The 25,424-nt window shown below is 69.7% G+C and carries 26 protein-coding genes and 1 pseudogene; 14 read left to right on the forward strand and 13 right to left on the reverse strand.

All coding sequences use genetic code 11. The annotated features are described in order from the left end of the window. Positions 1-22: 22 nt before the first annotated feature. The gene (locus tag EXW95_RS12355) at positions 23-604 is read right to left on the reverse strand and encodes a PAS domain S-box protein (RefSeq protein ID WP_174367695.1); all 582 of its coding nucleotides are present in this window, start codon (positions 602-604) and stop codon (positions 23-25) included. Positions 605-714: 110 nt separating this feature from the next. Here EXW95_RS12355 and EXW95_RS12360 point away from each other — a divergent pair, with 110 nt between their 5' ends. The 4 genes from EXW95_RS12360 to EXW95_RS12375 all read left to right on the forward strand — a co-directional run bounded on the left by EXW95_RS12360 (position 715) and on the right by EXW95_RS12375 (position 6,723). After that, entirely contained in the window at positions 715-1,383 is a 669-nt protein-coding gene (locus EXW95_RS12360) for a hypothetical protein (protein ID WP_174367696.1), read from the forward strand. Further along, positions 1,376-2,269 (forward strand): hypothetical protein, encoded by an 894-nt coding sequence (locus EXW95_RS12365; protein ID WP_174367697.1) that lies wholly within the window; start codon positions 1,376-1,378, stop codon positions 2,267-2,269. Before EXW95_RS12360 ends, EXW95_RS12365 begins: the two co-directional genes overlap by 8 nt. Positions 2,270-2,293: 24 nt before the next feature. After that, positions 2,294-6,232, forward strand: coding sequence for a DNA polymerase III subunit alpha (gene dnaE / locus EXW95_RS12370; protein ID WP_174367698.1), 3,939 nt, complete (start codon positions 2,294-2,296; stop codon positions 6,230-6,232). A 140-nt stretch (positions 6,233-6,372) separates the two neighbouring features. Further along, positions 6,373-6,723 carry an endonuclease domain-containing protein gene (locus EXW95_RS12375; RefSeq protein ID WP_174367699.1) on the forward strand — a complete coding sequence of 117 codons (351 nt, stop codon included), beginning with the start codon at positions 6,373-6,375 and terminating at the stop codon, positions 6,721-6,723. 76 nt (positions 6,724-6,799) lie between these two features. Here the strand turns inward: EXW95_RS12375 and EXW95_RS12380 are convergent. The 3 genes and pseudogenes from EXW95_RS12380 to EXW95_RS12390 form a co-directional block, all read right to left on the reverse strand. Then, a pseudogene (locus EXW95_RS12380) lies at positions 6,800-7,877 on the reverse strand (PilT/PilU family type 4a pilus ATPase). A 27-nt stretch (positions 7,878-7,904) separates the two neighbouring features. Next, on the reverse strand, positions 7,905-8,525 hold the full coding sequence (locus EXW95_RS12385) for a DinB family protein (protein ID WP_174367700.1): 621 nt from the start codon (positions 8,523-8,525) through the stop codon (positions 7,905-7,907). 49 nt (positions 8,526-8,574) lie between these two features. Further along, positions 8,575-9,132, reverse strand: a complete 558-nt coding sequence (locus EXW95_RS12390; RefSeq protein ID WP_174367701.1) for a 5-formyltetrahydrofolate cyclo-ligase — start codon at positions 9,130-9,132, stop codon at positions 8,575-8,577. A gap of 132 nt (positions 9,133-9,264) precedes the next feature. Here EXW95_RS12390 and EXW95_RS12395 point away from each other — a divergent pair, with 132 nt between their 5' ends. Genes EXW95_RS12395 through EXW95_RS12420 form a run of 6 tightly spaced genes read left to right on the forward strand, consistent with a single transcriptional unit; the run spans position 9,265 to position 14,216 of the window. After that, positions 9,265-10,218: a carbon-nitrogen hydrolase family protein gene (locus EXW95_RS12395; RefSeq protein WP_174367702.1), complete on the forward strand. Its 954-nt coding sequence runs from the start codon at positions 9,265-9,267 to the stop codon at positions 10,216-10,218. Continuing rightward, positions 10,215-10,724: an N-acetyltransferase family protein gene (locus EXW95_RS12400; protein WP_371810044.1), complete on the forward strand. Its 510-nt coding sequence runs from the start codon at positions 10,215-10,217 to the stop codon at positions 10,722-10,724. Before EXW95_RS12395 ends, EXW95_RS12400 begins: the two co-directional genes overlap by 4 nt. A gap of 20 nt (positions 10,725-10,744) precedes the next feature. After that, on the forward strand, positions 10,745-11,761 hold the full coding sequence (locus tag EXW95_RS12405; protein ID WP_371810045.1) for a S66 peptidase family protein: 1,017 nt from the start codon (positions 10,745-10,747) through the stop codon (positions 11,759-11,761). Positions 11,762-11,816: 55 nt separating this feature from the next. Further along, positions 11,817-12,581, forward strand: coding sequence for a metallophosphoesterase (locus tag EXW95_RS12410; RefSeq protein WP_174367703.1), 765 nt, complete (start codon positions 11,817-11,819; stop codon positions 12,579-12,581). 17 nt (positions 12,582-12,598) lie between these two features. Beyond that, positions 12,599-13,534 (forward strand): DNA polymerase III, encoded by a 936-nt coding sequence (locus tag EXW95_RS12415; protein ID WP_371810047.1) that lies wholly within the window; start codon positions 12,599-12,601, stop codon positions 13,532-13,534. A 37-nt stretch (positions 13,535-13,571) separates the two neighbouring features. Further along, positions 13,572-14,216 (forward strand): MBL fold metallo-hydrolase, encoded by a 645-nt coding sequence (locus tag EXW95_RS12420; RefSeq protein WP_174367705.1) that lies wholly within the window; start codon positions 13,572-13,574, stop codon positions 14,214-14,216. 66 nt (positions 14,217-14,282) lie between these two features. Here EXW95_RS12420 and EXW95_RS12425 read toward each other — a convergent pair whose 3' ends face one another. Next, positions 14,283-15,611 (reverse strand): S8 family peptidase, encoded by a 1,329-nt coding sequence (locus EXW95_RS12425; protein WP_174367706.1) that lies wholly within the window; start codon positions 15,609-15,611, stop codon positions 14,283-14,285. A 238-nt stretch (positions 15,612-15,849) separates the two neighbouring features. On the opposite strand from EXW95_RS12425, the gene EXW95_RS12430 reads away from it, so the two are divergent. Continuing rightward, positions 15,850-16,524: a DUF2270 domain-containing protein gene (locus EXW95_RS12430; RefSeq protein WP_160975891.1), complete on the forward strand. Its 675-nt coding sequence runs from the start codon at positions 15,850-15,852 to the stop codon at positions 16,522-16,524. Here EXW95_RS12430 and EXW95_RS12435 read toward each other — a convergent pair. The 4 genes from EXW95_RS12435 to EXW95_RS12450 all read right to left on the reverse strand — a co-directional run bounded on the left by EXW95_RS12435 (position 16,503) and on the right by EXW95_RS12450 (position 19,332). Then, on the reverse strand, positions 16,503-17,231 hold the full coding sequence (locus EXW95_RS12435; RefSeq protein WP_371810048.1) for a CDP-alcohol phosphatidyltransferase family protein: 729 nt from the start codon (positions 17,229-17,231) through the stop codon (positions 16,503-16,505). The two genes, EXW95_RS12430 and EXW95_RS12435, sit on opposite strands and share 22 nt — an antisense overlap. An 86-nt stretch (positions 17,232-17,317) precedes the next feature. Next, positions 17,318-17,689 (reverse strand): hypothetical protein, encoded by a 372-nt coding sequence (locus EXW95_RS12440; protein ID WP_174367707.1) that lies wholly within the window; start codon positions 17,687-17,689, stop codon positions 17,318-17,320. Beyond that, entirely contained in the window at positions 17,686-18,579 is an 894-nt protein-coding gene (locus EXW95_RS12445) for a hypothetical protein (RefSeq protein ID WP_174367708.1), read from the reverse strand. Before EXW95_RS12445 ends, EXW95_RS12440 begins: the two co-directional genes overlap by 4 nt. Before the next feature lie 60 nt (positions 18,580-18,639). Then, positions 18,640-19,332, reverse strand: a complete 693-nt coding sequence (locus EXW95_RS12450; RefSeq protein ID WP_371810049.1) for a YqhA family protein — start codon at positions 19,330-19,332, stop codon at positions 18,640-18,642. A 90-nt stretch (positions 19,333-19,422) separates the two neighbouring features. On the opposite strand from EXW95_RS12450, the gene EXW95_RS12455 reads away from it, so the two are divergent. After that, positions 19,423-20,208 carry an APH(3') family aminoglycoside O-phosphotransferase gene (locus EXW95_RS12455; protein ID WP_174367709.1) on the forward strand — a complete coding sequence of 262 codons (786 nt, stop codon included), beginning with the start codon at positions 19,423-19,425 and terminating at the stop codon, positions 20,206-20,208. Positions 20,209-20,286: 78 nt separating this feature from the next. On the opposite strand, the gene EXW95_RS12460 is transcribed toward EXW95_RS12455, so the two are convergent. The 3 genes from EXW95_RS12460 to EXW95_RS12470 are packed head-to-tail and all read right to left on the reverse strand — an operon-like array spanning position 20,287 to position 21,100. Further along, positions 20,287-20,481: a hypothetical protein gene (locus EXW95_RS12460; RefSeq protein WP_254605605.1), complete on the reverse strand. Its 195-nt coding sequence runs from the start codon at positions 20,479-20,481 to the stop codon at positions 20,287-20,289. Positions 20,482-20,498: 17 nt separating this feature from the next. After that, complete coding sequence (locus EXW95_RS12465) at positions 20,499-20,693, reverse strand: hypothetical protein (protein ID WP_254605607.1); 195 nt, start codon at positions 20,691-20,693, stop codon at positions 20,499-20,501. A gap of 17 nt (positions 20,694-20,710) precedes the next feature. Further along, positions 20,711-21,100, reverse strand: coding sequence for a helix-turn-helix domain-containing protein (locus EXW95_RS12470; RefSeq protein WP_174367710.1), 390 nt, complete (start codon positions 21,098-21,100; stop codon positions 20,711-20,713). A gap of 146 nt (positions 21,101-21,246) precedes the next feature. Between EXW95_RS12470 and EXW95_RS12475 the strand changes: the two genes are divergently transcribed. Then, a complete protein-coding gene (locus tag EXW95_RS12475; RefSeq protein WP_174367711.1) occupies positions 21,247-23,469 on the forward strand; it encodes an MMPL family transporter in 2,223 nt (740 codons plus the stop codon). Between the two features lie 116 nt (positions 23,470-23,585). Here EXW95_RS12475 and EXW95_RS12480 read toward each other — a convergent pair whose 3' ends face one another. Continuing rightward, a complete protein-coding gene (locus EXW95_RS12480; protein ID WP_174367712.1) occupies positions 23,586-24,200 on the reverse strand; it encodes a DedA family protein in 615 nt (204 codons plus the stop codon). 98 nt (positions 24,201-24,298) lie between these two features. On the opposite strand from EXW95_RS12480, the gene EXW95_RS12485 reads away from it, so the two are divergent. Continuing rightward, positions 24,299-24,949: an HAD-IA family hydrolase gene (locus EXW95_RS12485; protein ID WP_174367713.1), complete on the forward strand. Its 651-nt coding sequence runs from the start codon at positions 24,299-24,301 to the stop codon at positions 24,947-24,949. Positions 24,950-25,424: the final 475 nt, after the last annotated feature.

Consider the following 25,424-nt stretch of genomic DNA (forward strand, 5'->3'; position numbering starts at 1 on the left):
CCTTCCCTGAACGGTGCTGACGCTACGCCCCGTCGTCCGCGTCCCGCAGCTCGCGTAGCGGCACGACCGCCGCGACGTTCCCCACGATCCGCCCGGCGTGCCAGCGGGGCGAGCCCGTGATCACGACCTCCAGCAGCGACCCGTCCGGGCGGCGCAGTCGCGTGCGGTACGTGGTCGACGTGCCTGCCGAGCGCTGCTCGCGCGCGTCACGCAGCGCCGAGTGGTCCTCGCGGACCGTGAACTCGAACGGCGTGCGTCCCAGCACCCGCTCGGGCGTCAGGCCCAGCATCCGCGCGTACGCCCGGTTCACGAACACGAACCGCCCGTCCTCGTCCGTCACGGTCAGGCCGTGCTCGACGGACTCCATGACCTGCCGAGCGAAGTGCAGCTCCTGCCCGTACGCTTCCTTCAACTCGCGGTGCCCGCGCAGCATCCGCACCAGTCGCGGCGCCAGCCAGCCCGCCACGCCCAGCGTCGCCAGGACCGGCAGGATCACCACGAACGCCTGCGGGCGCGGCACGAGCAGCGCCACCAGGAACGACTCCAGGATCAGCAGGGCGAACAGCATGTACGCCACCCTCAACTCCAGCTGACCCGGTTTCATGAGTACAGGGTGCCCTGCCCGCCCTTGCAGGGTTCTTACGCTCCTTCCACATTGAACGGGTCCGCGGATCGGCGTGCGGACCGCCACCGGGGCCGGTACTCTGGCGGGACATGAACCTTCGACGGCAGATGCTGATCAGCGCGGCCCTGATGGGCGCCGCCGCTGCCCTGCAGGTTCCCGGCCTGATCCGCGACGTGCAGCGCCCCGCAGCGGACTTCCCCTGGTTCAGCCTGATCGGCGCGGCGCTGATCCTGGGCGCGGCCCTCGGGACGCTGCTGCACGCCCTGTGGCCCGTGCGGGGCGAGCGGCCGGTCCGGGACTGGCGGGCGTCGCTGCCCTTCTACCTGCTGCCCACCCTGGCGCTGCTGCTGGGCGGCGCGCTGCTGATCGACCGCGTTCAGGCGCAGCGTGGCGACGCTCTGAGCCTGAACGCGTTTGTGCAGAGCGCCCGTGAGGTCGAACTGCGGGCCACCTCCTGCGCGTCCGGTGCTGCCCGGTCGTGCACGCGAGTGCAGGCGAACGTGGATGGTCCCCTGATGGCCGAACTGCTGCAGTCGGCGGTCACGGATGCCGGGGGCCGGATCGCGGGCGGCACCCTGCCCCTGACCCGCCAGGGGGACCGCGTGACGGGTGAAGCGAAGATTACGCTGCGCGCTGGCTTGCGGCAGGTGCCGTTCACACTGCGGTACGACGGCCCGGTGATCGTGGGCCGCGCCGCGCCCCTGCCCGACTCGGCGCTGCCCCTGGCGCAGGCCACCCTGGAGCGCGCCCATGACTGAGCGCACCTCGACCCCGGCCCGTGAGGACGGCCCGCAGTTCCGACCGCGCCCTGGCCCGTTCCGGCTGATGCTGGTCCTGCAGGGGGTGTTCCTGCTGGGAATGCTGACCGGGTTGGCCGTGCTGCTGGTCAGCAGTCCCCTGTCACGCCTGGCGGACCGGGTCATGGATTTGTTCCCCTGGTGGTTCCTGGTGCAGGCGCTGTTCTTCGGCGCGTACGCGCACGCCTACTGGGGGGCCTTGGGCACCCTGGGGAAGGCGCCCGCGCCCATTCAACTCTGGCGGCACCCGGAACTGCGGACGCTGCCTGCTCTGCCGCCCCTGCCGCTGCGGACGGCTGTTCTCCTGTACGCCGTGCCGCTGGCGCTGATGGGGAGCATGTTCGCGTGGGCTATGCAGGACGTGACACGACAGGGAAGGCAGTCTGCCGCCCGGTACGCTGTACTCAGCCAGTGGACGTCCGCCAAGATACTGGGCTTCACGCGGGTGAGTTGCCGGGACTTCCCGGCGGGCCGCGTGCAGCCGGACTCGCTGTGTCTGGTCGCGTGGCAGGACTTCCCGCAGGGGCGGTCCTTCGCGGACACGGTGCGCGCGTGGGTGCAGGTCGAGCGGCTGACCTTCACGGACGCCGGACAGCCCGTGGAGCTGGACCTGCCCTTCCGGCAGGCGGGCGGCGTGACGGGCGGGCAGTGGACCGTGCCGCTGCGCCGCATCACCGAGGACGACACCCAGCCGTTCACCGTGACCGCTGTGTCCCGGCGCGACCCGGCCCCGGCATCGGGCGCGGCCCCGGCTCCTGAACTGGCCTCCTGGCTGCGGGGGCAGGCGTTCCATTCGGTGCTGATCGTGACGCCCGGCGCGTCAAGTCCCGGTGTCACAGCGCCGTGACCGGGCGGGCTCTATCCTGATTGGATGACCGCCCCTGCCGATTCCGCGAAGCCTCACATTCACGTTCCGGACGGCTCCTGCTGCACCCCGAAGAAATTCGCGCACCTGCACCAGCACACGCAGTACTCGCTGCTGGACGGCGCGGCGAAACTCAAGGACCTGCTCAAGTGGGCCAAGGAGGTCACGCCGGAAGGGCAGACCCCGGCGCTGGCCATGACGGACCACGGGAACATGCACGGCGCGGTGCACTTCTACAACTACGCGACTGGGATGGGCGTCAAACCGATCATCGGCTACGAGGCGTACGTCGTGCCGGGCGAGGGCACCCGCCGCGACCGGACGCGCGCGCAGGACGGCGAGAAGGGCATCTTCCACCTGACGCTGCTGGCGCGTGACTTCGAGGGGTACCAGAACCTCTGCCGCCTGAGTTCGCGCGGGTACACGGAAGGCTACTACTACAAGCCGCGCATCGATCACGAACTGCTGCAGGAGCACCACAAGGGTGTCATCGCCTTTTCCGGGTGCCTGGGCAGCGAGGTGCAGCAGCTGCTCCTGCAGGGGCGCGAGGACGACGCCAAAAAACGCCTGCTGTGGTACCGCGAGCTGTTCGGCGAGAACTACTTCATCGAGATCCAGGACCACGGGCTGCCCGAGCAGAAGCGCAACAACCCCATCCTGCGGGCCTGGGCGCAGGAACTCGGGATCGGGATGGTCGCCACGAACGACGGGCACTACGTCAAGAAAAGCGACGCCACCGCGCACGAGACGCTGCTGGCCATCCAGACGAAGGCGACCCTGGCGGACGAGAACCGCTTCAAGTTCCCCTGCGACGAGTTCTACGTGAAGAACCTCGAGGAGATGCAGGCGTCCCTGCCGGTCAGCGAGTGGGGCGAGGAACCCTTCGACAACACCGCCCTGATCGCCGAGATGTGCAACGTGGACCTGCCGGTCGGGAAGAAGCGCGTGTACCAGATGCCCGCCCTGCCCATCCCCGAGGGCCGCACCATGCCCGAGGAACTGCGCGTGCAGACGTACCGCGGCACCGTGAAACGCTACCCGGCGCACGCCACGGAAGCGCTGCTGCGCGACTACGCGACCCGCACCCTGACCGCGCTGGGCGCCGACGCGCAGAAGGTGCTGGACCGCGCCGGGAACTGCGACCCGCAGAGCTGCGACCTGGAGACGCTGTACACCCTGCTGGCCTTTGCGGGCAGCGAATGGGAGGCGCGCGGCAAGGCAGCGGGCGAGAAGTACACGAAGTACCCCGCGCTGGAACTCATGGAACAGGAGGGCGAGGCCGGGACACTCCCCGCGTACGCGGCCGCCGTCGCCGGGCAGGACGACCCGCTGGCCCACCACCGGCACGCGCTGGTGATCCTGCGCCGCGCCGAGTACGAACTGAGCGTCATCAACAACATGGGCTTCCCCGACTACTTCCTGATCGTCGCGGACTACATCAACTGGGCCAAGGATCAGGACATCAGCGTCGGGCCGGGCCGTGGGTCGGGCGCAGGCTCGCTGGTGGCGTACGCGATGCGCATCACGAACCTCGACCCGCTGGAATTCGAGCTGCTGTTCGAACGCTTCCTGAACCCCGACCGTATCTCCATGCCGGACTTCGACATCGACTTCAACGACGCCCGGCGCACCGAAGTCATCCAGTACGTGCAGGACAAGTACGGCGAGGACAAGGTCGCGCAGATCGCCACCTTCGGGACCATGGCGTCCAAGGCGTGCCTGAAGGACGTGGCGCGCGTCATGGGCCTGGAGTACGCCAAGGTCGACAAGGTCAGCAAGCTCATTCCGATCAAGTTCGGCAAGAGCTACAGCCTCGAGCAGGCGCGCGAGGCCGTGCCGGACATCCAGCAGATGCTCAACGAGGACGCCCAGCTGAAAGAAGCGTACGAGTTCGCGCAGAAACTCGAAGGGCTCACCCGCCACGCCAGCGTCCACGCCGCCGGGGTCGTCATCGGCAAGACGCAACTGACCGATCTCGTGCCCGTCATGCGCGACACGTCGGGCGCGGGCATGGTCTGCCAGTACGACATGAAGGCCGTCGAGGACATCGGCCTGATCAAGATGGACTTCCTGGGCCTGCGCACCCTGTCCTTCCTGGACGAAGCCAAACGCATCCTCAAGGAATCCGGCACCGACTTCGAGGCGAAGTACGGCACCTTCGACGACATTCCCTTCGACGACGCCCGCACCTACGAACTCCTCAGCCGAGGGGACACCAAGGGCGTCTTCCAGCTCGAAGGGGCCGGGATCGCCGACGCCAGCCGCCGCCTCAAACCGCGCCGCCTCGCGGACATCATCGCCCTCTCGGCGCTGTACCGCCCCGGCCCCATGGAGAACATCCCCACCTACGTCCGCCGCCACCACGGCCTCGAACAGGTGGACTACGTCCGCGACGGCTTCCCGAACAGCGCCCAGTACCTCCAGAAGATCCTCGCCGAAACGTACGGCATCCCCGTGTACCAGGAGCAGATCATGCAGATCGCCTCCGAAGTCGCCGGATTCTCCCTGGGCGGCGCCGACCTGCTGCGCCGCGCGATGGGTAAGAAGGACGCCGAGGAGATGAAACGCCAGCGGCAGATCTTCGTCGAGGGCGCCGAGGGCAACGGCGTGCCCAAGGACGAGGGGAACAAGCTGTTCGACCTGCTCGACGCGTTCGCGAACTACGGCTTCAACAAGAGCCACTCCGCCGCGTACGGCGTCATCACGTACCAGACCGCGTGGCTCAAGGCGAACTACCCCGTGCAGTTCATGGCCGCCCTGCTGACCGTCGAACGCAAGGACAGCGACAAGGTCGCCGAGTACGTCAGCGACGCCCGCAAGATGGACGTCCACGTCCTCCCCCCCGACATCAACAAGTCCGCGCCCGACTTCGCGGTCGTCGGGCAGGACATCCTCTTCGGCCTGTACGCCATCAAGGGCCTCGGCGAGGGCGCCGTGCTGAAGATCCTCGAGGAACGCGAACGCGCCGGGGCCTTCAAGAGCCTCGCGGACTTCTGCTCCCGCCTGGGCAACAAGGTCTGCAACCGCAAAGCCATGGAAAGCCTCATCAAGAGCGGCGCCTTCGACCAGTTCGGCGACCGCCGCCAGCTCCTCGAGAGCCTCGAGGAATCCATGACCTGGGCACAGGGCGCCGCCGCACTCGCCAACAGCGGCATGGACGCCCTGTTCGGCGCGCAGGAAGTCGCCCCCGAACCCAGACTCAAAGCGGGCATCACCCCCTACACCGACCTGGAACGCCTCAGCATCGAGAAAGAAGCCCTCGGTCTCTATATTTCCGGCCACCCGCTCGAACAGCACGAAGGGCTGCGCGAAGCCGCCAGCTGCCGCATCAGCGACCTCGACACGTGGTTCCAGACGCAGAACGTCGCCCCCGGCAAACGCATCAAGGCCGTCCTCGCGGGCATGATCGAGAGCGTCGTCAAGAAACCCACCAAATCCGGCGGCATGATGGCCCGCTTCATCCTCGCCGACGAAAGCGGCCAGACCGAACTCGTCGCCTTCAGCCGCGCCTACGACCGCATTCAGGACAAACTCATCAACGACACCCCCGCCCTCGTCATCGTCGAACTCGAAAGCGAGGACGGCGGCCTGCGCGCCATCGCCGAGGAAGTCGTCAGCACCGAACAACTCGGCGAAGTCCCCAAAGTCATGTACGTCACCATTGACCTCGAGAACGCCACCCCCGACGCCCTCGGCGAATTCCAGAGCCTCCTCGACGAACACGCCGGCAGCATGCCCACCTACCTCCGCCTCGAGACACCCGAACAGTTCGTCCTGTACCAGCTCGACCACGGCATGGGCAGCCCAGACGCCATCCGCGTCCTCAACCACACCTTCCCCTGGGCCGACGCGTACCTCGCCTACGACCAGCAGACCATCCTCGGCCGCTTCGCCCCCAAACCACCCGCCTGGATGAACAAACAGAACGGCGGCATGCGGGCGTAAGCGCGGGCGGACCCCTCCGCTGCGCGGAGAACCCCTCAGTCAGCTGCGCTGCCAGCTCCCCTCAGAGGGGAGCCTTTTTCTGCTTTCTGCCTCCCCTTGAGGGGGTTCCCGCAGGGGTCGGAGGGGTTACGCTGCGGGGCATGCGTGACCTGCATTCGAGGCGTCTGGTGCCGCGTGCGCGTGAGCTGCGGCGGGCCATGACGCCTGCGGAGCGGCGGTTGTGGTTCGATCTGCTGCGGTCGCACCCCGTGCGGTTTCGTCGTCAGGTGCCGCTGCTGGGCTTCATCCTGGATGTCTACGCGCCGTCGGCGAGGTTGTGCGTGGAGGTGGATGGCTCGTCGCATGATTCGCCGGATGCGGTGATGTATGACGCCGAGCGGTCGCGGGTGCTGGCGGGTGCGGGGATCCGGGTGCTGCGCGTGCGGAACACGGAGGTCATGCGGAACCTGCCTGGTGTGGCGGCCCTGATCGCCTCGGCCACCGGGGAATAAAAAAGGCTCCCCTTGCCTCGGAGAGCCCGTAGGGAGGGGAGCTGTCAGCGAAGCTGACTGAGGGGTCGCCTTCCGCTCAGGCGTATTTGGTGCGCATCATCATGATCTTGAGTTCGTGGGGGCTGGTGGCGCTTTGCAGGGCGTCGTCTTCGTGCATCAGGCCGCTCTGGACGAGGTGGGCGAGGTGCTGGTCGAAGGTGTGCATGCCGCGGGCGCCGCCTTCCTGGAGGGCCTGTTTGATTTCTTCCATGCGTTCGGGGTCTTTGATGCATTCGCGGACGGTGGGGGTGCCGAGCATGATTTCGAGGCCGAGGACGCGGCCGCCGCCGACTTTGGGCAGGAGGCGCTGGCTGACGATGCCGACGATGCTTTCCGAGAGGCCCTGGCGGATCTGGTCGCGTTCGTGGGGGGCGAAGAAGTCGATGATGCGGTTGACGCTGCGGATGGCGTCCTGGGTGTGCAGGGTGCTGAAGACGAGGTGGCCGGTCTGGGCGGCGGACAGGGCGGCTTCGACGGTTTCTTTGTCGCGCATCTCGCCGATGAGGATGACGTCGGGGTCCTGGCGCATGCTGGCGCGCAGGCCGTTGGAGAAGCTCATGGTGTCCAGGCCCAGTTCGCGCTGGCTGATCATGGCCATGCGGTCTTTGTGCAGCACCTCGATGGGGTCTTCGAGGGTGACGATGTTGACGGGTTGGGTGGCGTTGATGTGGTCCAGCAGGCTGGCGAGGGTGGTGGTCTTGCCGCTGCCGGTGGGGGCCGGTGACGAGGATCAGGCCGCGTTCGTGCTGCGCGAGTTGCTCGAAGGTCTCGACGGGGAGGCCGAGCTGCTGGAAGCTGGGGATGGGTTTGTCCTCGATGACGCGCATGATCAGGCCGATGCTGCCGCGTTGCCAGTAGGCGTTGACGCGGAAGCGGGCGAGGCCGGGGATGCCGTACGCGAAGTCGGCTTCGCGGCGGGTGGTGAAGTCGTCCCACATGGCGCCGTTCATCATTTCGCGGGCGAAGGCTTCGACGTGTTCGTGTCCGAGTCGGGTTTCCCCGAAGCGTTTGATCTCGCCGTTGATGCGCCCGGCGGGGGCGCTGCCGGTGCGCAGGTGGATGTCACTGGCTCCTTCTTTGACAATGGCGGTCAGTACGCTGTTCAGGACACTCATGGTGCCCTCAGGGTAGGGGTTGGGGTCTTACAGTTTCGTTGCGCCGGGGTGGGTTTCGGCCGCGTTCATGACCCCCGTCGGGGGGGCCGCGCCGCGCAGCTTGCGGCTTTCGAGGTCGGCGTGGTGGGTCAGGTAGCGCAGCCAGGCCTTGGCGGTCATGGGGCCGAGGCTGTTGTGATGGATGGTCAGGTCGTCGCTGGGCGGGCGGGTGTGGAGGCGCCGGGCGAGGTCGACGCTGGCGGCGCGGGTGCTGGTGATCAGGGCCTGCAGCTGCGGCAGGGTGGTGTCCTGGGGGGGCCGGTGGTCGTGGTAGGGCGCGCTGAGGTCGGGGTGCTTGCCGAGCGCGGCGCCGAGGCGGTACTGGCCCCAGCGTTCGATGCCGATGATGTGCGCCAGGGTTTCGCGGTTGGCGTGGGTGTCGGCGGCCCGCGCGGCGCGGCCGGTGAGATGCGTGCCGCTGGTTTCGAGGCTGTGGGCGAGTTCCTGGTAGGAGCTGCGGCCGGCGGGGCGCTCTAAGACGCGGCTGACGACGGCGCCCTTGATGTCGCGCTGGCGGGTGCGGGCGAGGTACGCGGCGCCGGCGGCCACGCCGACGGTGGCGACCGTGATCAGGGCGGGCACGGCGGGGCTGGTTCTTCGCTGGCTCATGCCGCATGGTACGCGCTTCGGGGGGGTGGGGTTCCGTCCGCCGGGGGGGTCAGGGGGGGCAGGTCAGGACCCGGTCGGGCAGGCCGATCAGCGTGACGTGGGAGTCGGCGGGGCAGGGGAGGGTCTCGCGGAGCATCAGTGGGTGTGCCAGGGTGTACTCGGGCAGGTCCAGGTTCAGGCCGCGTGCGCCCCAGCCGAAGCCTTTCCCGAGCCGCGTGCCGCGCGTGTCCACGGCGACGCACGCGAGGACGACAGCCTGCGCGCCGTCAGGGGTCAGGGTGGGCTCGCCGTATTCGGGCAGGGTGCTCAGGCGCGCGCCGCGCGGGTCGGTGACGCGCCAGTACCAGCCTTCTTTTTTCTGGTGGGGGACGTACAGGGTCTTCCCGGCCTTCAGCGCCTGCTGCCGCAGCGGGAGCAGCGCGCGTTCCGGCCCGACGATCAGCGTGTGCCGTGCCTGCAGGTCGGGGTGCGCGAGGAGCTGCGTGGCGGCCTTCTTCGCGTGCGTGAAGTTCGGGCAGTGCCCGTGCGGCGGCAGCGGGTACGCGCAGGCCTGGCGGCCCATCAGGTCGTCCCACACGCTCTCCCGGACTGCGCCTGCCGTGGTCATGCCCGCACGCTAGCAGAGCCTTGCGCGTGGAGAATGGCAGTCCTCCCACAGCCGACAACCCACAACCCACAACCTCCCACATAGGTCATCTGGCGGCGGCGCGGCGTGGGCGCGGGGTCTACACTCGGGCGCATGAGTGATGGCGTGCGGGCAGAGGTGGTGCGGGTGGCGACGGTGCGGGTGGCAGTGGCGGCGTACCCGGTGGACTTCCTGGCGGACTGGGCCGCGTACGAGGCGAAAGTGTCGCGCTGGGTGGCGGACGCGGCGGGGCAGGGCGCGGGGCTGCTGGTGTTCCCGGAGTACGCGCCGCTGGAACTGATCAGCCTGCTCCCGCAGGACCTGCATCATGATGTGATCGGCATGCGCCCGGCGCTCCAGGCGTTCGTGCCGGACTTCGTGGCGCTGCACGCCCGGCTGGCCCGCGAGCATGGCGTGGGTATCGTCGCCGGAAGTTATCCGGTGGCGCAGGGTCAGGGGTTCGTGAACCGGGCGTTCGTGTTCGGCCCGGACGGCACGCACGCACATCAGGACAAGCTGCTGATGACCCGCTTTGAGGCCGAGGAGTGGCACATCGCGCCGGGCGAGGGCGCGGCGGTGTTCGACCTGCCCCTGCCGGGCGGGACGCTGCGCTTCGGGATTGCCATCTGCTACGACAGCGAGTTCCCCACCCTGGCGCGCGAACTCGCCGAGGGCGGTGCGGAGCTGCTGGTCGTGCCGTCCTTCACCGGGAGCCGCGCGGGCTTCACGCGGGTGCGGGTGGGCAGCATGGCCCGCGCGCTGGAAAACCAGTGCTACGCGCTGCACGCCCCGCTGATCGCGGACGCCCCCTGGACGTACGCCGTCGAGGACGCGCACGGGGCCGCCAGCGTGTACGCCCCGTCGGACAACGGCCTCCCGGAGGAGGGCATCGTCGCGCAGCTCGGCTGGAACGAGCCGGGCTGGCTGGTCACGGACCTGGACCTGCGCCTGACCCGCAACGTGCGCGCGGATGGGCACGTCCTGAACTGGCGGGACCGCATGGTGGGCGCGACTCGCCCGACGCCCGCGCAGATCGTGAGCCTGGGCGGCGTCCCGGAGCGCGTGTGACGGCCGTGCAGGTCCGCCGCCTGACCCCCGAGGACGCCCCGGCGTACCGCATGGCGCGGCTGGCGGCATTGCAGGAGGACCCGGCGGCGTTCCTGATGACCGCCCCGGAGTTCGCGGCGCAGGCTGAGGAGGCACTGGCCGCCCGTCTCGCGCCGGACGCGGCGGGCGTCACGCTGGGGGCCTTCGTGGACGGGCAGCTGCTGGGCCTGCTGACCCTGGTGCGCGAAACGGCCCCTCCGCTGGCGCACCGCGTCAATGTGTACGGCGTGTCCGTCGCCCCGGGGGCGCGCGGGCAGGGCCTCGGCGAGGCGCTCGTGCGGGCGGGGGTGGCGCTGGCGCGCTCGTGGGTGGGCGTGACGTCCCTGCACCTCGCCGTCATGGACTCGCAGGACGCGGCGCGGCGACTGTATGAACGCTGCGGCTTTCGCGTGTGGGGCACCCAGCCGGACGCCGTTCACCGCGATGGCCGCGTGCACGCCGAGCACTGGCTGGTCCTGAAGTGCTGACGGCAGACTCCCCGGTCTTCGTGCGTCCGCCGCGGCTGGTTCCGGGGTCGCGGGTGGCGGCCCTGAGCCTCTCCAGCGGCTTCGTGACCGAGGTCATGAACCGCTACCGGGCCGGGGTGCGGCAGGTCGCGCGGGAATTCGGGTGGGAGGTCGTGGCCGCCCCGAACGCGCTGCGTGGCCCGGCGTTCCTGGCGGCGAACCCGCAAGCCCGCGCGGACGACCTGCACTGGGCGCTGGAGGCGCCGGACATTCACGGGATGGTGAGCATCATCGGCGGGGACGACAGCGTGCGCCTGCTGCCGTTCCTCCGCCCGGAGGTGATCCGCGCGCACCCCAAGGCGCTGCTGGGCTTCAGCGACACCACCGTGACCCTCACGCAGTTCGTGCGGGCCGGGGTCATGGCGTATCACGGTCCGGCGCTGCTGACCGACCTCGCGGAGAACGGCGGGATGCACCCCTTCGTGGTGCAGGGGGTGAGGCGTGCGCTGATCGATCCGCCCGCGCCGTTCGATCTGGCGCCCGCGCCCGGCTGGACGCAGGTCAGTCCGGACTGGGCCGACGAGGCCGCGCAGGACACGCCGCGGACCTTCGACGCCGGGGACGGCTGGGTGTGGCTGCAGGGCGACGCGCCCGCGCAGGGGCACCTGCTGGGCGGCTGCATCGAGGTGCTGGACATGCTGAATGGCACGCCCGGCTGGCCCGAACCGGTCCTGTGGCGCGGCGCGGTCCTGGCCCTGGAGACCAGCGAGGACGTCCCCCCGCCCCGGCAGGTGGGGTACTGGCTGCGCAACCTCGCCGCGCAGGGCATCCTGGGTGGGCTGGCGGGCCTGCTGCTGGCCCGCCCGCGCCGCTACACGCCCGAGATGGTCGCGGACCTGTACGCCTGGGTGCGCCGCGTCCTGCACGAGGCGGACCGACCTGACCTGCCGGTCGTGGCGAACGTGGATTTCGGGCACACCAGTCCGCAGCTGACCCTGCCGCTGGGCGCCCCGGTGCGGCTGGACCGCGGCGCGGGCCGCGTGACGGTGTTCCCCTGACCTCACCCCCGGCTGGGGGGCGCGCACATCCGTTCCAGACGCGCGGCGCGCTATCATGGGCAGTGTGCGGCTGCTGCTGCTTTCTGATATCCACGCGAACCACACCGCCCTGCAGGCGGTTCTGAACGACGCCGAGAAACGCCGGTACGATCAGGTCATCCACCTTGGCGACGCGCTCGGCTACGGCCCGCACCCGCGCGAGGTCCTGGACGTCCTGCGTGAACTGGACGCCATCTGCGTGCTCGGCAACCACGACGAGATGCTGCTGCAGTACGCCGACGGGCGCAAGGAAGTGAAGGACTCGATCGTCAGTATGGCCCTGACGTGGCAGCTGACCCGCCTGTCCGAACGGGATGTGGCGTGGGTGCGGCTGTGGCGTGACGGGATCGACGACCCGGACGTCGGCGCCCGCTACCGACACGGCACGCCCGTCAGCCTGGATCACTACACGGATTCCGTCCCGGCGGCCCGCGAGGCCTTCGCGCAGTGGCAGGGGCGCCTGGGCTTCGTGGGGCACACGCACGTCCCGGCGGCGTACGCCACGCTGAACAACTCCCCGGTAGGCGACTGGGTGAAGGTGCAGGCCTTCCCGGACGGCGGGAGTTACATGGTGGCGCCCAGCACCCGCGTGATCCTGAACCCCGGCAGTGTCGGTCAGCCGCGTGACGGGAACCCGAAGGCCAGTTACGCCATCTACGACTCGGTCCGCGGGTACTACGAGGTGTTCCGCGTCGCGTACGACATCGAACGCGCGCAGGAGGCGGCGCTGGAAGCGGGCCTGCCGCAGGTGCTCGCCGCGCGGCTCGCGATCGGCAAGTAACGGTGACGATCAGCGCCGTGACGACCGCCGCCGACCTGCACGGCCCGCTGCTGGAGCAGACCGGGGCCTTCCGGGGCAACGCGCTGCTCCTGACCGGCCCGGCCCGCGTCGGGAAGCTGGACGTGGCGCGCGCCGTGGCCGCGCAGCACAACTGTCAGGGCGCGCGGGGCATGTACGGCGAGGCCTGCGGGGCGTGCCCGTCGTGCCGGGCGCTGGCGGCCGGCGCGCACCCGGACCTGCTGCTCGTCGAGCCTCGCGCCACGACGAGCACCGGCAAGGTCGCGCGCCGCAAACTGATTCCCATCGGCGCGGTCCTGTCCGGTCGCGACAAGGCCCGCGAGTACGAGACGCACGTGTTCGAGTTCCTGGAGGTGCGGCCCACCTTCACGCGGCGCGTCGTGATCGTGCAGGGCGCCGAGTACCTCGGCCCGGAGGCCGCGAACGCCCTGCTGAAACTGGTGGAGGAACCCCCGCACGGCGCGCTGTTCGTGTTCCTCGCCGAGGACCTGCGCGCCGTGCTGCCCACCATCGTCAGCCGCAGCGCCCGCCTGAACGTCACGCCGGTCAGCGACCCGGCCCTGGAACGCGCCCTGCTGCGCGCCGGACAGGGACCCGACGCGGAACTCGTGGCGTTCGCCGCCGGACGCGCCGGGGTCCTGAACGACCCGGACCCGGTGCGCGGGGCGCTGCAGGACGCCCGCGAACTCACCAACGCGCTGGGGGAGAGCCTGCTGGCCGCGCTGGAGGCCGCCGAGGCACTGGAGAAACGCTTCGACCCGGCGTGGCATCCCGAGACGCTGCGCTTCACGTGGCGGGACCAGCCGCCGCACGTCCGCGCGCGGGCCGACACGGCCCTGACGGCGTTGCAGGAGGCGCTGGAGGCGTACGCCAGTCCCAGCCTGAGCTTCCAGGTGTTCGCGCTGGCGCTGCGGGACGCGTTCGGGCACGCCTGAACCGGACCGACCGGCCCCCCGGCGTAGACTGCCGGGCATGAGTGCTCCTTTCACGCACGGCGCGCTGCGCCTCTGGTCGGTGCCGACCGGTCCCATTCAGGAGAACGCGGTCCTGATCGCCGGGGCCGAGCAGGAGGGGTTCCTGATTGACCCGGGCGACGACGCGGACCGCTTGCTGACGCTGGTGCGCGGATCGGGCGTGACGGTGCGCGGCATCCTGCTCACGCACGCGCACTTCGATCACATCGGCGCGGTGCAGCCCCTGCGCGAGGCCTTGCAGGTGCCGGTGTGGCTGCACCCGGCGGACCTGCCGCTGTACCGCGCGGGCGCGCAGAGTGCCGCGCGCTGGAACCTCCCGTTCATCCAGCCTGCCGATCCCGACCATGCGATCGCGCCGGGGCAGGCGTTCACGGCGGGCGACCTGACCCTCACGGTGCGGTTCCTGCCGGGGCACGCGCCGGGGCATGTGGTGTTCACCGCGCCGGGCCTCGTGGTCGCGGGGGACACGCTGTTCCGGGGTGGGATCGGCCGCACGGACCTGCCGGGCGGGAACCACCCGCAGCTCCTGGCGGGCATCCGCGAGCAGCTGCTGACCCTGCCGGGCGACACGGCGGTGTATCCGGGGCACGGGCCGCGCACGACGATTGCCACGGAAGCGCAGACGAACCCGTTCCTGCTATGAGCACAGTCCTGCAATGAGCACAGCGCCGCCCCCCGTTCACCGGGGACGGCGCTGATCTGGAAGAGGTTAGAAGCCGCTGACGTTCAGGCGGCCGCCGGTGACGGTCTTGCCGTTCAGGCTGGCGGTGGGCGTGGCGCTGCCGAGGATCGCGGCGCGGATCTGCGCGGCGGTCGCGTTCGGGTTGACGCTGGCGTACAGGGCGACGCCGCCCGTGACGTGCGGGGTCGCCATGCTGGTGCCGTTGTAGCTGCTGTACTTGTTGTACGGCACGCTGCTGGTGATCGCCACGCCGGGCGCGCCGATGTCCACGCTGGTCTTCCCGTACTGGCTGAACGAGGCCAGCGCGCCGGCCTTGTCGATGGCGGCCACGGCGATCACGGCGTCGTACCCGGCCCCGGCGGTCGTGTCGTAGTTGCTGGGGTAGCTGGCGGTCGCGTCGTTGTCGGTGCCGCTGTTCCCGGCGGCCGCGACGAACAGGATGTTCGCCTTGGCGGCGCGGACGATCGCCTCGTACATGGCCTGGCTGTAGCCGCCGCCGCCCCAGCTGTTGTTCGTGGCGACGATGTTCAGCCCGTGGCGGGTCTTGAGGTCCGTGAAGTAGTCCACGGCCTTGATGGCGTCGGCGGTGTTCCCGCCGCGGCGGCCCAGGAACTTGCCGCTGATGAACGTGACGTTGTGGTTCACGCCGACCACGCCGCCGTCGTTCGCGGTGCCGCCGATCGTCCCGGCGACGTGCGTGCCGTGCGCATCCAGGCTGCCGCGCGTGCCGCCGTCGTAGACCGTATTGTCACGGTTCGCGAAGTCCCAGCCGCGCGTGTCGTCCACGTAGCCGTTGCCGTCGTTGTCCTTGCCGTCCACCGCGTCGAAGGGGTTCAGCCAGGCGTTGTTCTTCAGATCCGGGTGGTCGAACTGGTAGCCCTCGTCGATGATGCCCACGTATACGTTGTCACTGCCGGTCTTCCCGGCGGCCCAGGCGGTCTCGGCACCCGAGCCGAAGTTGCCCTTCATGCCCCACAGCGTGCCGTTGGTGTAGTAACTGTCGCTGGGCAGCGCCTGGGTCTGGTACGTCCAGTTGGGTTCCGCGAAGCGCACGACGCCGCTGGCCTGCAACTGCTGCGCCTTGGCGGTCACGCTCTGCCCGTCGGTGATGCGGGCGCGCAGCAGCGCGGCGCCGTTCACGGTGGCGAGCGTCTCGACGCTCTGCACGCCCAGAGCGCCCAGGCTGGTCAGGGCCTGGCTGCTGAGGCCGCCGTTGAGTTGCACGAGCAGTTCGCCGTCCACGTAGGCGGGCGCGCTGGCCTGCGTGGCGTCGGGCGTGAGCTGCGCGGGGGTCTGTCCGCAGGCGGCGAGGAGGACGGAGAGGGTCAGCAGGCCAGTCAGACGGGTACGGTTCATGAAGCCTCCGGCGTGGATGGGCGTGAAAGCCCGGCCACGGTGAGTGGGACGTGTGGGAATGGTCTGGAAACCATAGGCCGATATGCGGCCGGTCATTTGTGGGGTGAGTTTCAATACGGCCCGACCCCCCCCGGGAGGGTGAGGCCACAGGCAGTGTGCCACCTGCTGACCTTCAGTCGTCTGACGGGCAGACTCATGAACGGCAGGCCACTCAGCGCGTGCCACAATGCAGGGCGTGATGCCAGGAACAGGGCTGGGACCGGGCGCGCAGGCCGCTGCGGGCCTCACCGACGTGAGCTACAGCACGAACACCGCCAACGCCCTGATCCACCTGTACCGAGCCGAGGTCGGCAAGATGACCGCGTACCGGCAGCGGCTGGACATGACGACCAACTGGTCCGTCGTGACCACCGCGGGCCTGTCGTCCTTCGCGCTGGGCGACGTGAACAACAGCCACGCGACGTTCCTGTTCGCGATGTTCATGAACTACTTCTTCCTGCGCCTGGAAGCCCGCCGGTTCCGCACGTACGAGATCGCGCACCACCGCGTGCGGATCATGGAGCGGTTCTTCTACCCCGCCATGCTGGGCGACCGCGTGGACCCCGGCTGGCACCAGCTGCTGCTGGCGGAACTGAGCAAGCCGCGCAGCCCCATGAGCCGCGCCGACGCGCTGGGCTGGCGCCTGAACCGCAACTACCTGTGGATCTACGCGGCGGTCCTCGCCGCGTGGTTCGCGAAACTGGACCTCGCGCAGCCCAAGGGCTGGGTGCTGGAATTCCCGGCGGCGTTCTCCCTGGCGGACATCGGGAACTTCCCCGGCTGGCTGGTGTTCACACTCGTGGGCGGCTTCTACGCGCACCTGATCGCCCTGGCCGCCCGCGCCGCACGCACCTACCCACTGGAGGAGGGCTGATCCGCGCCGACTGTCCGGGCCTGCGCTTCCCGCCACACCTGCGCGCCGGCCAGGGCCAGCACCTGAAGCCCCAGGCTGCGCGCGTACCAGTGCGGGCGCCCCGCCAGGACGCATGCGCCCAGCAGCAGGAACTGTGTGGCCAGCCCCAGGTTGGCGCTCAGGGCGTTCACGGCCAGCGGCGTGTACGCCTGCCGCTGCGCCGCCCCCGGCGTGGCCGACCCGGTCACGCGGCGCAGTCGGCTCTGGAAGACGTGGTCCAGCGCCCGCTCCTGCGGCACGAAGTACGCGGCGTACACGGCCTGGAGCGCCCCCAGCACGATCGGGTCATCCCCGTCCTGCGCGGCGGGTGCCCGGAACACCTCACCGCGCGCGGCACGGTATTCCCGTTCCCACAGGAAGTCCACGGTCAGGATCAGGCTCTGCAGCAGCGTGACCGGCACGCCCGGGCGGCCCAGGATCGCCACGTTCAGCGCGAGGTTCACCAGCAGGTCCCCCTCGGTGTCCAGGTACCGGCCGGTCTCGGTGGTCTGCCCGGTCGCGCGGGCCAGCTGCCCGTCCAGACCGTCAAGCAGCGTCTTGACCTGCAGGAGCAGCGCGGGCCGCACGCGTTCGCCGCGCCGGATGAGCAGCGCGGCGTACAGGCCCAGGGCGGTGTGCAGCAGCACCACGTGCTGCGGGTTGACATTCAGCCGCGCCAGGGGCGGCACCAGGGTCTGCGCGGCGGGTCGGAACAGCCGTTCGCCCGCCCACTCGCGCGCCGGACGGGCCTTGCGCGTGCGGGCGAGCCCGGACTCTATCGGCGGCCCCCGTACTTGGGTGCGCCCTTGCGGACCCCGGCGTAGCGGTTGCGTTCCTTGCGGCGCTGCGCGCTGCTGCCCTTCGCCGCTGCGCCCTTCGCGCCCGTGCCCGGCGTGGCGACCGGGCGGCGGGGCGCGAAAGTGTCCATCGTCAGGAAACGCGCGGCGGGAATGTACAGCAGCAGCACGAACAGCAGGCTGCCCCACCAAGTGTTCAGGGTGTCCTTCAGCGGCGTCAGCTGCAGCAGGCTGCTCAGGAGCGTGGCGACCAGCGCGAACAGCATGACGCGCGCGGTGAGTTTCAGCATCTTGCCTGCCGTGAAGCCCGGCGCGGGGTCCGGGGTGGTCAGCCAGCGCCAGAGCTTCACGCGCCCTCACCCTCCGACTCGCTGACCGGGGTGCGGGTCACGCCGCCCAGCGTCACGCGGTCCCGGAACGCCGCGAGTTCCGGGAAGTCCGCCTGACCGTCCACGCTCAGCAGCAGCGTCGGCTTGTGCTGCCGCTCCGCGAGGCGGGACAGGGCCGCCGCAGTCGAGCCGTCCCGCGCGCCGCTCACGAACATGAAGCCCTTCACGGCGCCCTTGCCGCCCAGCATCGACACCGCGCCGAACAGCTCGCGGTCCCCGGCGGTCGCGCGGGGCTGCTCCAGGCGCTCGGCGCGTTTCAGGACGTCCGCGACCGGCAGCTCGTGACTGAACACGGCGTGCAGGCCCAGGTCGTCCAGCGCCGCGCGCAGCGGCCCCTGCACCAGCGGTTCGCTCAGCAGGGCGCGCGGGCCGATCACGGCGACCGTCACGCGGCTCGCGCGGGTCAGGGCCGGCTGCGACGCGCGCGGGTCCTGCGCCATGGGGCGCACCTTCTCCAGCGCCAGCCGCACCCGACCGGCGTTCTGCGACACGCGCAGGCCCAGTTCGGTCGCCGCGCCCTCCAGCCCGTCGGGGCCGTCGGGCACGCTGATCAGGGTGGGCAGGCCGCTGATGCGCCGCGCGAGCAGGTCCGGCAGCGCCTCACTCCAGGCGTCGCCGCTCACGGCGGGCCACTGCCCGAGCAGCACGGCGTCCACGCGGCCCATCGACAGGATGCGGCCCAGCGTCAGCTGCACGCTCAGCGGTTCGTTCGGGAGGCTCTCGCGGCCCAGCGCCAGCGCCTCCGCGTCGTCCAGGGCGGGAAGAACCGGCTCTGAGCCCAGTTCCTTCAGGAACGCCGACCAGTAGCCCGGCAGGCGCGCGGCGTGAGTTTCAAGCAGACCAACCCTCATTCTGAACAGTGTACCCGCGCGCGGGGGGCCAGGTGTCCAGGGCGCTCCGGAGGCAGGACCTCAGCCGCTGCCCTCCTCGGCGTCCACCTTGCCTTCCTGCTTGGCCTGGGTGGCCTGCTCGGCCAGCTGCACGTCGTGATCGTCGATGTGGCGCTGCTCGGTGTGGTGCTCGAACAGTTCCTGCCGCGCGCGCACCTTCGACTGCGGCTGCCCCAGGTCAGAACCGCTACCCCGGTGCACCCGCTGGAAGAACACCAGCGCGCCCCCCGCCAGCGCCAGCGCCCCCGCGAAGTACAGGGTGTCCAGCGGTTTGTCCCAGCGCACGAAATGCTCCAGGAACGTCACGCCCAGAATCACGATGATCACCGACACGACCTTCTGCTCCAGATCCGCGAGGCTCTCGACGCCCAGCGCGGACGTCAGGTTCAGCGGCGTGATGAACAGCGAGTACAGGCCCACCCCGATCAGGTAGAACACCACCGCCTTGAGCATGGTGCTCACGATCTCCAGGAATTCCACGGCGATGTTGCCCTCCTGACTGGCGATGCCCTGCGTGAACGTGTCCCGCCAGGAATCGTAGATGGTGTGCAGCGCCAGCAGCGTCCCCTGCAGGAACAGGCTGAACGACACGAGCAGCACGGCAATCACTGCGATCAGCACCACGAAGCGCGTGCGGCCGATGATCTCGCTGAACCACTCCCGCTTGGACGGTTCGGGGTTCGGTGGGCGCGGGGCAGGGGAGGAGCGGGTCACGCCCTTCATCATGGCGGTCCCCCGGCGCGGGCCGTGCGGGCCGGGCTTCACGCTTGCCTGAACGTCCGCCGCGCTGCCAGACTGCCCGGCGTGACTGCCGCGCCTGACCGCCCCACTCTCCCTGAATCCCTGAAACGCGTGCTGCCCGCCGCCCGCTGGGAACGCGTGAGCGGCGGCCAGAGCGGCGCGCAGGTCTGGAAATCCACCCGCTACGTCCTGAAAGTGCAGCCCCGCACCGCACACGCTGCGAGCACCCTGCAACAGGAACGCGAGCGGCTGCGCTGGCTGGCCGGGCGCATTCCCGCCCCGCAGGTCGTGGCCTTCGAGACCGGAGGAGACCAGGACTTCCTGGCCATGACCCGCCTGAACGGCATTCCCATGAGCCACCCCGACGCCCGCCTGCATCCCGAACGGGTCGTGAACCTCCTGGCCCGCGCGCTGCGGGAACTGCACGCCCTGCCCCTGCGGGACTGCCCCTTCCGCCAGACGCTGGACGTCACCCTGCCCCTGGCCCGCGAACGCGTGCAGGCCGGACTGATCGATGGGAGCGACTTCGACGAAGAGCGCGCCGGACGCAGCGCCGTGAGCGTCTTCAACGAACTGGCCCGCACCCGCCCCCCCCAGGACGACCTCGTGGTCACGCACGGCGACGCCACGCTGGACAACATCATCCTGAACGGCGAGTACGTGGAAGGCCTGATCGACGTGGGCCGCCTCGGCATCGCCGACCGGCACGCCGACCTGGCCCTGGCCCACCGCAGTGTCCGCAGTGAACTGGGCGAACGCTACGCCACCCAGTTCCTCGACCTGTACGGCCGCGCCCTCGTGGACGACACGAAACTCGCGTACTACCGCCTGCACGACGAACTGTTCTGAATGGGGTGTGGGGTGTGGGCTGTGGGGTGTGGGCTCCGATCCCTTCCCACACCCCACACCCCACTGCCTACAACCCCCTTACGCCTTCGCCCAGCTGCGGAGGTAGTCGGCGACGAGTTCGCTGACGTTCACGCCGTCGCGGGTGGCCTTCTCGATCTGGGCGGCTTTCTCCTCGCGGGTGATGGGGAGCCAGAGGGCCACGTACTCCTGGCCGCCTTCCTGCCTGAATTCCCCGCCCAGGTCGTCGCGCTGCACGAATCCGGTCCTGTCCATGAGTGCCTCCATGTCCCTTACGCCTTGACCCAGCTGCGGAGGTAGTCGGCGACGAGTTCGCTGACGTTCACGCCGTCACGGGTGGCCTTCTCGATCTGGGCGGCCTTCTCCTCGCGGGTGATGGGGAGCCAGAGGGCCACGTACTCCTGGCCGCCTTCCTGCCTGAATTCCCCGCCCAGGTCGTCGCGCTGCACGAATCCGGTCCTGTCCATGAGTGCCTCCATGTCCCTTACGCCTTGACCCAGCTGCGGAGGTAGTCGGCGACGAGTTCGCTGACGTTCACGCCGTCACGGGTGGCCTTCTCGATCTGGGCGGCCTTCTCCTCGCGGGTGATGGGGAGCCAGAGGGCCACGTATTCCTGGCCGCCTTCCTGTTTGAATTCCCCGCCCAGTTCATCGCGCTGCACGAATCCGGTCTTCTCCATGTCTTCCTCCGTCCCGGCCTGCATCAGCCAGTGGGTCACGCGGGCTTTCAGGAAACGCCACTCCCGGCCGACCTTGCGGCCCGGGATCTCACCGCTGCGCACCAGGGTGTACGCGGTGGTTTCGCTCACCTTCAGGTAGGCGGCCAGTTCCTCCAGGGTCAGGACCTCGTCCGTGGGGGTCGTCGCTTCGTTCATACCGGCACCTCCTCTCAGGTGAGGTTATCTTGCGCCATCTGATGCCTGATGTCAACAGATGGTGCAAGATGGCGCCAATTGATCATAAATGCGCTTCGTCGCATGCCCCCCGGTCTTCCCGGCCCACCCGTGCTCTACTCGAGCTCATGCGCACCCTCGGCCGACTCGTCTCCCGGCACCCCTGGGCGGTGCTGCTCGCGTGGCTGCTCGCCGCCGCCCTCAGCCTCCCCTTCGCCGCCCGCGCCCCCGCCGCCCTGACCGCCGACCCCGCCGGGGGCCTGACCGGGTCCGAAGCCACCCGTGTCACCGACCTGCTGCGCGACCGCTTCGGAGAACGCGACACGAACACCGTCGTCCTCGTCACCCGCAGCACCCCGCCCCTGGGCACCCGCGACGGCGACGCCACCTACCAGCGCTTCCTGGACGGCCTGGAGGACGTCCCCGGCGTCACCCGCGTCACCGCCGCGCAGGGAGGCGGCCCCTACCGCACCCGCTCGGCGGACGGCACCCTGGCCCTGACCCTCGCGCAGATTCCACTGCTGGACGGCGCGAGCGACACCCTGCGCCGCGTGCGCGCCTACACCGCGCGGACAGAGAGCGCCGCGCTGGACATCCGCGTCACCGGCGGGCAGGCCATCGCCGACGACTTCACCCACTTCGCCGAGAGCGACACCAAACGCAGCGAACTCGTCGCCCTGCCCCTGATCGGCGCGCTGCTGCTCGTCGTGTTCGGCGCACTCGTCGCCACCGGCCTCCCGCTGGCCGTCGGGATGCTCAGCATCAGCGTCGCCATGGCCGCCCTGTACGGCCTGACGCACGTCATGGACGTCAGCACCTTCGCGCAGAGCGTCATCACCATGCTCGGCCTGGGCGCCGGGATCGACTACGCCCTGCTGATGGTCAACCGCTTCCGGGAGGAACTGAACCGCACGCCCGACCCGCGCCTCGCCGCCGAACGCACCGTCCACACCGCCGGGCGGAGCGTCACCTTCAGCGGCCTGACCGTCGCCATCGCCATGGCAGGCCTGATCCTCCCCCCGATCGCATTCGTGCGCTCCATCGGGATCGGCGGCGTGCTGGCCGTCCTGCTGACCGTCCTCGCCAGCCTCACCGCGCTCCCCGCGCTGCTGGCGCTGCTGGGCGACCGCGTGAACCACCCGCGCTTCACGCGCCTGAACTGGGCGCAGAGCGGCGCCGCGTCCGGCGGGTGGACGGCCTTCGCGCGGCGCGTCACCGCCCGACCCTGGATCGCCGTGCTGAGCAGCACCGCCTTCCTGCTGCTGCTCGCCTCACCCGCCCTGAACATCCGCACCGGGTACGCCGGCGCGTGGGGCCTCACCCCCGGCGTGGAAAGCCGCGACACCCTGAAAGCCGTCGAGGCGCTCGGCGCCGGCGGCCTCCTCAGCCAGTTCGAGGTGATCCTCGACCTGAAAGGACAACGCTACACCCCGCAGGACCGCGCGAAGTTCCAGGCGCTCGTGACGGACCTGCGCGCCCTGCCCGGCGTGAAGGGCGTCCTCAGCCCCTTCCTGACCCCCAGCGACCTCGCGGGCACGAGTGGGGGCAGCACCGACCAGCTCGCCGCGCTGAGCGCCCTGACCACCCGCTCGTTCAGCCGCGACCGGACCCTGCTGCGCGTCACCGTCATCCCCGACCGGACGCTCCCCGCCCGCGAGATTCCCGCCTTCGAACGGCAGATCCGGGACACCATCGAGACCAGTGGCTACGCCTACCTGCTCGGCGGCGCCCCCGTCGGCGGCGAGGAATTCAGCCGCGCCATCACCGACTCCCTGCCCACCGTCGTCCTCGCCGTGTTCGCGGGCACGTTCCTGCTGCTGATGGTCGCGTTCCGCAGCCTCCTGATCCCCCTGAAAAGCATCCTCATGAACGCCCTGACCGTCGGCGCCGCCATCGGCCTCGTCACCCTGATCGTGCAGGAGGGCGTCCTGGCCGCACCGCTGGGCATTCCCGGCGACGTCGGCGTGCTCGACGCCAGCCTGCCGGTGCTGCTGTTCGCCGTGATGTTCGGCCTCAGCATGGACTACGAGATCTTCCTGCTGTCCCGCGTGCAGGAGGAATACCTCGCCGGGCACCCCAACGACGAAGCCGTCGTCCTCGCCGTCGGCCACACCGCCCGCATCATCACCTCGGCCGCCATCATCATGTTCATCGTCTTCAGCGCCTTCATCTTCGGCCGCGTCGTCGCCAGTAAAAGCATCGGCCTGGGCCTCGCCATCGCCGTCGCCCTCGACGCCACCCTCGTCCGCCTCGTCCTCGTCCCCGCCTTCCTGAAACTCGCCGGAAAGTGGAACTGGTGGCTCCCCGCGTGGCTCGACAAGCGCCTGCCGCACATCCGCCTCGAACACTGAACAGGGGTTGTAGGGAGTGGGCAGTGGGGAGTGGGGAGTGGGAAAGGCAAAAGAAAGGGGGCGACCGGAATCTGCGGTCGCCCCTCTGACTTCCTACAACCTACAACCCACAGCCCTCACACCTCGGCGTGCTCCTGCTCGCGCTTACGGCGCAGGAACCACGCCACCGCCGCCACCGCCAGCATGCCCAGGATGATCCGGCTCGCCGGACCCACGTACTCCTCCACCCGGTCGTAATGCTCCCCCAGCAGGAACCCCGCCCCCGCCAGCAACGACGCCCACATGCCCGACCCGATCGCGCTGAACAGCAGGAACTTCCCCATCGGCATCTCACTCATGCCCGCAGGCAGACTCAGCAGCGACCGGATGCCCGGCACCATCCGCCCGAACAGCACCGCCTTCGACCCATGCCGGTCAAACCAGTCGTCCGCCCGCCGGATGTCCTTACCACTCAGCGTCAACCACTTCCCATGCTTATCTGCCCACGCCACCAACCGCTCCTCACCGAACGCCCGCCCCACGTAATACAGCGGCAGCGTCCCGATCACACTCCCCAGCGTCCCCATCAGGATCACCAGCACCAGATTCAGATCCCCACGCGACGCCGCGAACCCCGCCGACGGCATGATCAACTCACTCGGAATCGGCGGAAACACGTTCTCCAGCACCATCAACAGCAGGATCCCCAGGTACCCCATGCTGTCCATCAAATTCTGAACCCACTCAGCCATACCCCCGAGCCTACCCGCCCCAGCACAGGGCAGGCGTCCACCCAAAGTGAAGCCCACTTCACGCACACGCCCTGACCCACCACCCCTACACTCGGCGCATGACCATCAAAGCCGTGATCTTCGACTTCGACGGCACCATCCTCGACACCGAAACCCCCGAATTCACCCACTGGCAAGCCCTCTACCGACAACACGACCGCGAACTCCACCTCCACGACTGGCAACGCGGCATCGGCACCTGGGACGCCTTCGACCCCTGGCTCGGCCTCCCCGACAGCGTCCAACAGGACCGCCACGCCACCCACGAGCGCCTGCGCACCGACATCTACCACACCATCCAACACAGCGACCTCCGCCCCGGCGTCCGCGCCGTCCTCGACGCCATCCGACCCGCCGGACTCCGCCTCGCCCTCGCCACCAGCAGCGACCGCACCTGGGTCACCCGCTGGCTCCACCACCACCACCTCTACGACCACTTCGAAACACTCGCCACCCGCGACGACGTCACCCGCGTCAAACCCCACCCCGAGCTCTACACCCTCGCCACCCACCAACTCGGCCTCCACCCCCACCAGTGCCTCGCCGTCGAAGACAGCCTCAACGGCGCCACCGCCGCCGCCGCCGCCGGACTCCACGTCGTCGTCGTGCCCAACGACGTCACCCGCACACAAGCCTTCCTGCCCGAATGGGGACGCGTGGACGGGTACGAGGGAGGGCTGGAATCACTGCTGGCCACCGTTCGGGACTGACGCATTGGGGTTCCCCATTGGAAGGGGTGCGCCTGGCGGCGGGCTGCCCCACCCCCCAGCCCCCTACCCCAGGGGGGCAGGGGGAGCAGTCGCTGCGCTCGGCAGGTATTTCTCTGGCTTTATGGGTGGGTGACTGGCGGGTTCGGCCACGGATGGGGCTGCAGACCTCCGGTATCGCTGCGGGCGCCCCGCGCGCTTCGCGCACGACGGGCTCGTCTGCCACGACGTTTGTGGGGCCAGTCAACTTGGTGCGTGCCGGAAAGTTCTACTTTTTCTCGCTTGGGCAAAAGCGTGGTTTTGAAAGTCGATCAGCGGCGCGAAGCGTCCCACTGATCACCTGACCGCAGACCGCCACCGGCCGTCGTGCGCGCAGCGCGCGGGCCTACGAGGGGGCGGAGGATGGCGTCGAAGCCGGACCCGTCATCGCCCAATACAAGACCGCCGCACCAGTCAACACTCTTGCCCAGTGCAACGT

The organism is Deinococcus sp. JMULE3 (assembly GCF_013337115.1).
Lineage (GTDB): Bacteria > Deinococcota > Deinococci > Deinococcales > Deinococcaceae > Deinococcus.

Bases quoted from the DNA above. Each gene is read 5' to 3' on its own strand.
- EXW95_RS12375 (WP_174367699.1), top strand. From the start codon at position 6,373: ATGCGTGACCTGCATTCGAGGCGTCTGGTGCCGCGTGCGCGTGAGCTG.
- EXW95_RS12425 (WP_174367706.1), bottom strand. From the start codon at position 15,611: ATGAACCGTACCCGTCTGACTGGCCTGCTGACCCTCTCCGTCCTCCTC.
- EXW95_RS12395 (WP_174367702.1), top strand. From the start codon at position 9,265: ATGAGTGATGGCGTGCGGGCAGAGGTGGTGCGGGTGGCGACGGTGCGG.
- EXW95_RS12365 (WP_174367697.1), top strand. From the start codon at position 1,376: ATGACTGAGCGCACCTCGACCCCGGCCCGTGAGGACGGCCCGCAGTTC.
- EXW95_RS12485 (WP_174367713.1), top strand. From the start codon at position 24,299: ATGACCATCAAAGCCGTGATCTTCGACTTCGACGGCACCATCCTCGAC.
- EXW95_RS12420 (WP_174367705.1), top strand. From the start codon at position 13,572: ATGAGTGCTCCTTTCACGCACGGCGCGCTGCGCCTCTGGTCGGTGCCG.
- EXW95_RS12480 (WP_174367712.1), bottom strand. From the start codon at position 24,200: ATGGCTGAGTGGGTTCAGAATTTGATGGACAGCATGGGGTACCTGGGG.
- EXW95_RS12410 (WP_174367703.1), top strand. From the start codon at position 11,817: ATGGGCAGTGTGCGGCTGCTGCTGCTTTCTGATATCCACGCGAACCAC.
- EXW95_RS12470 (WP_174367710.1), bottom strand. From the start codon at position 21,100: ATGAACGAAGCGACGACCCCCACGGACGAGGTCCTGACCCTGGAGGAA.
- EXW95_RS12355 (WP_174367695.1), bottom strand. From the start codon at position 604: ATGAAACCGGGTCAGCTGGAGTTGAGGGTGGCGTACATGCTGTTCGCC.
- EXW95_RS12430 (WP_160975891.1), top strand. From the start codon at position 15,850: ATGCCAGGAACAGGGCTGGGACCGGGCGCGCAGGCCGCTGCGGGCCTC.
- EXW95_RS12445 (WP_174367708.1), bottom strand. From the start codon at position 18,579: ATGAGGGTTGGTCTGCTTGAAACTCACGCCGCGCGCCTGCCGGGCTAC.
- EXW95_RS12475 (WP_174367711.1), top strand. From the start codon at position 21,247: ATGCGCACCCTCGGCCGACTCGTCTCCCGGCACCCCTGGGCGGTGCTG.
- EXW95_RS12460 (WP_254605605.1), bottom strand. From the start codon at position 20,481: ATGGACAGGACCGGATTCGTGCAGCGCGACGACCTGGGCGGGGAATTC.
- dnaE (WP_174367698.1), top strand. From the start codon at position 2,294: ATGACCGCCCCTGCCGATTCCGCGAAGCCTCACATTCACGTTCCGGAC.
- EXW95_RS12385 (WP_174367700.1), bottom strand. From the start codon at position 8,525: ATGAGCCAGCGAAGAACCAGCCCCGCCGTGCCCGCCCTGATCACGGTC.
- EXW95_RS12360 (WP_174367696.1), top strand. From the start codon at position 715: ATGAACCTTCGACGGCAGATGCTGATCAGCGCGGCCCTGATGGGCGCC.
- EXW95_RS12465 (WP_254605607.1), bottom strand. From the start codon at position 20,693: ATGGACAGGACCGGATTCGTGCAGCGCGACGACCTGGGCGGGGAATTC.
- EXW95_RS12390 (WP_174367701.1), bottom strand. From the start codon at position 9,132: ATGACCACGGCAGGCGCAGTCCGGGAGAGCGTGTGGGACGACCTGATG.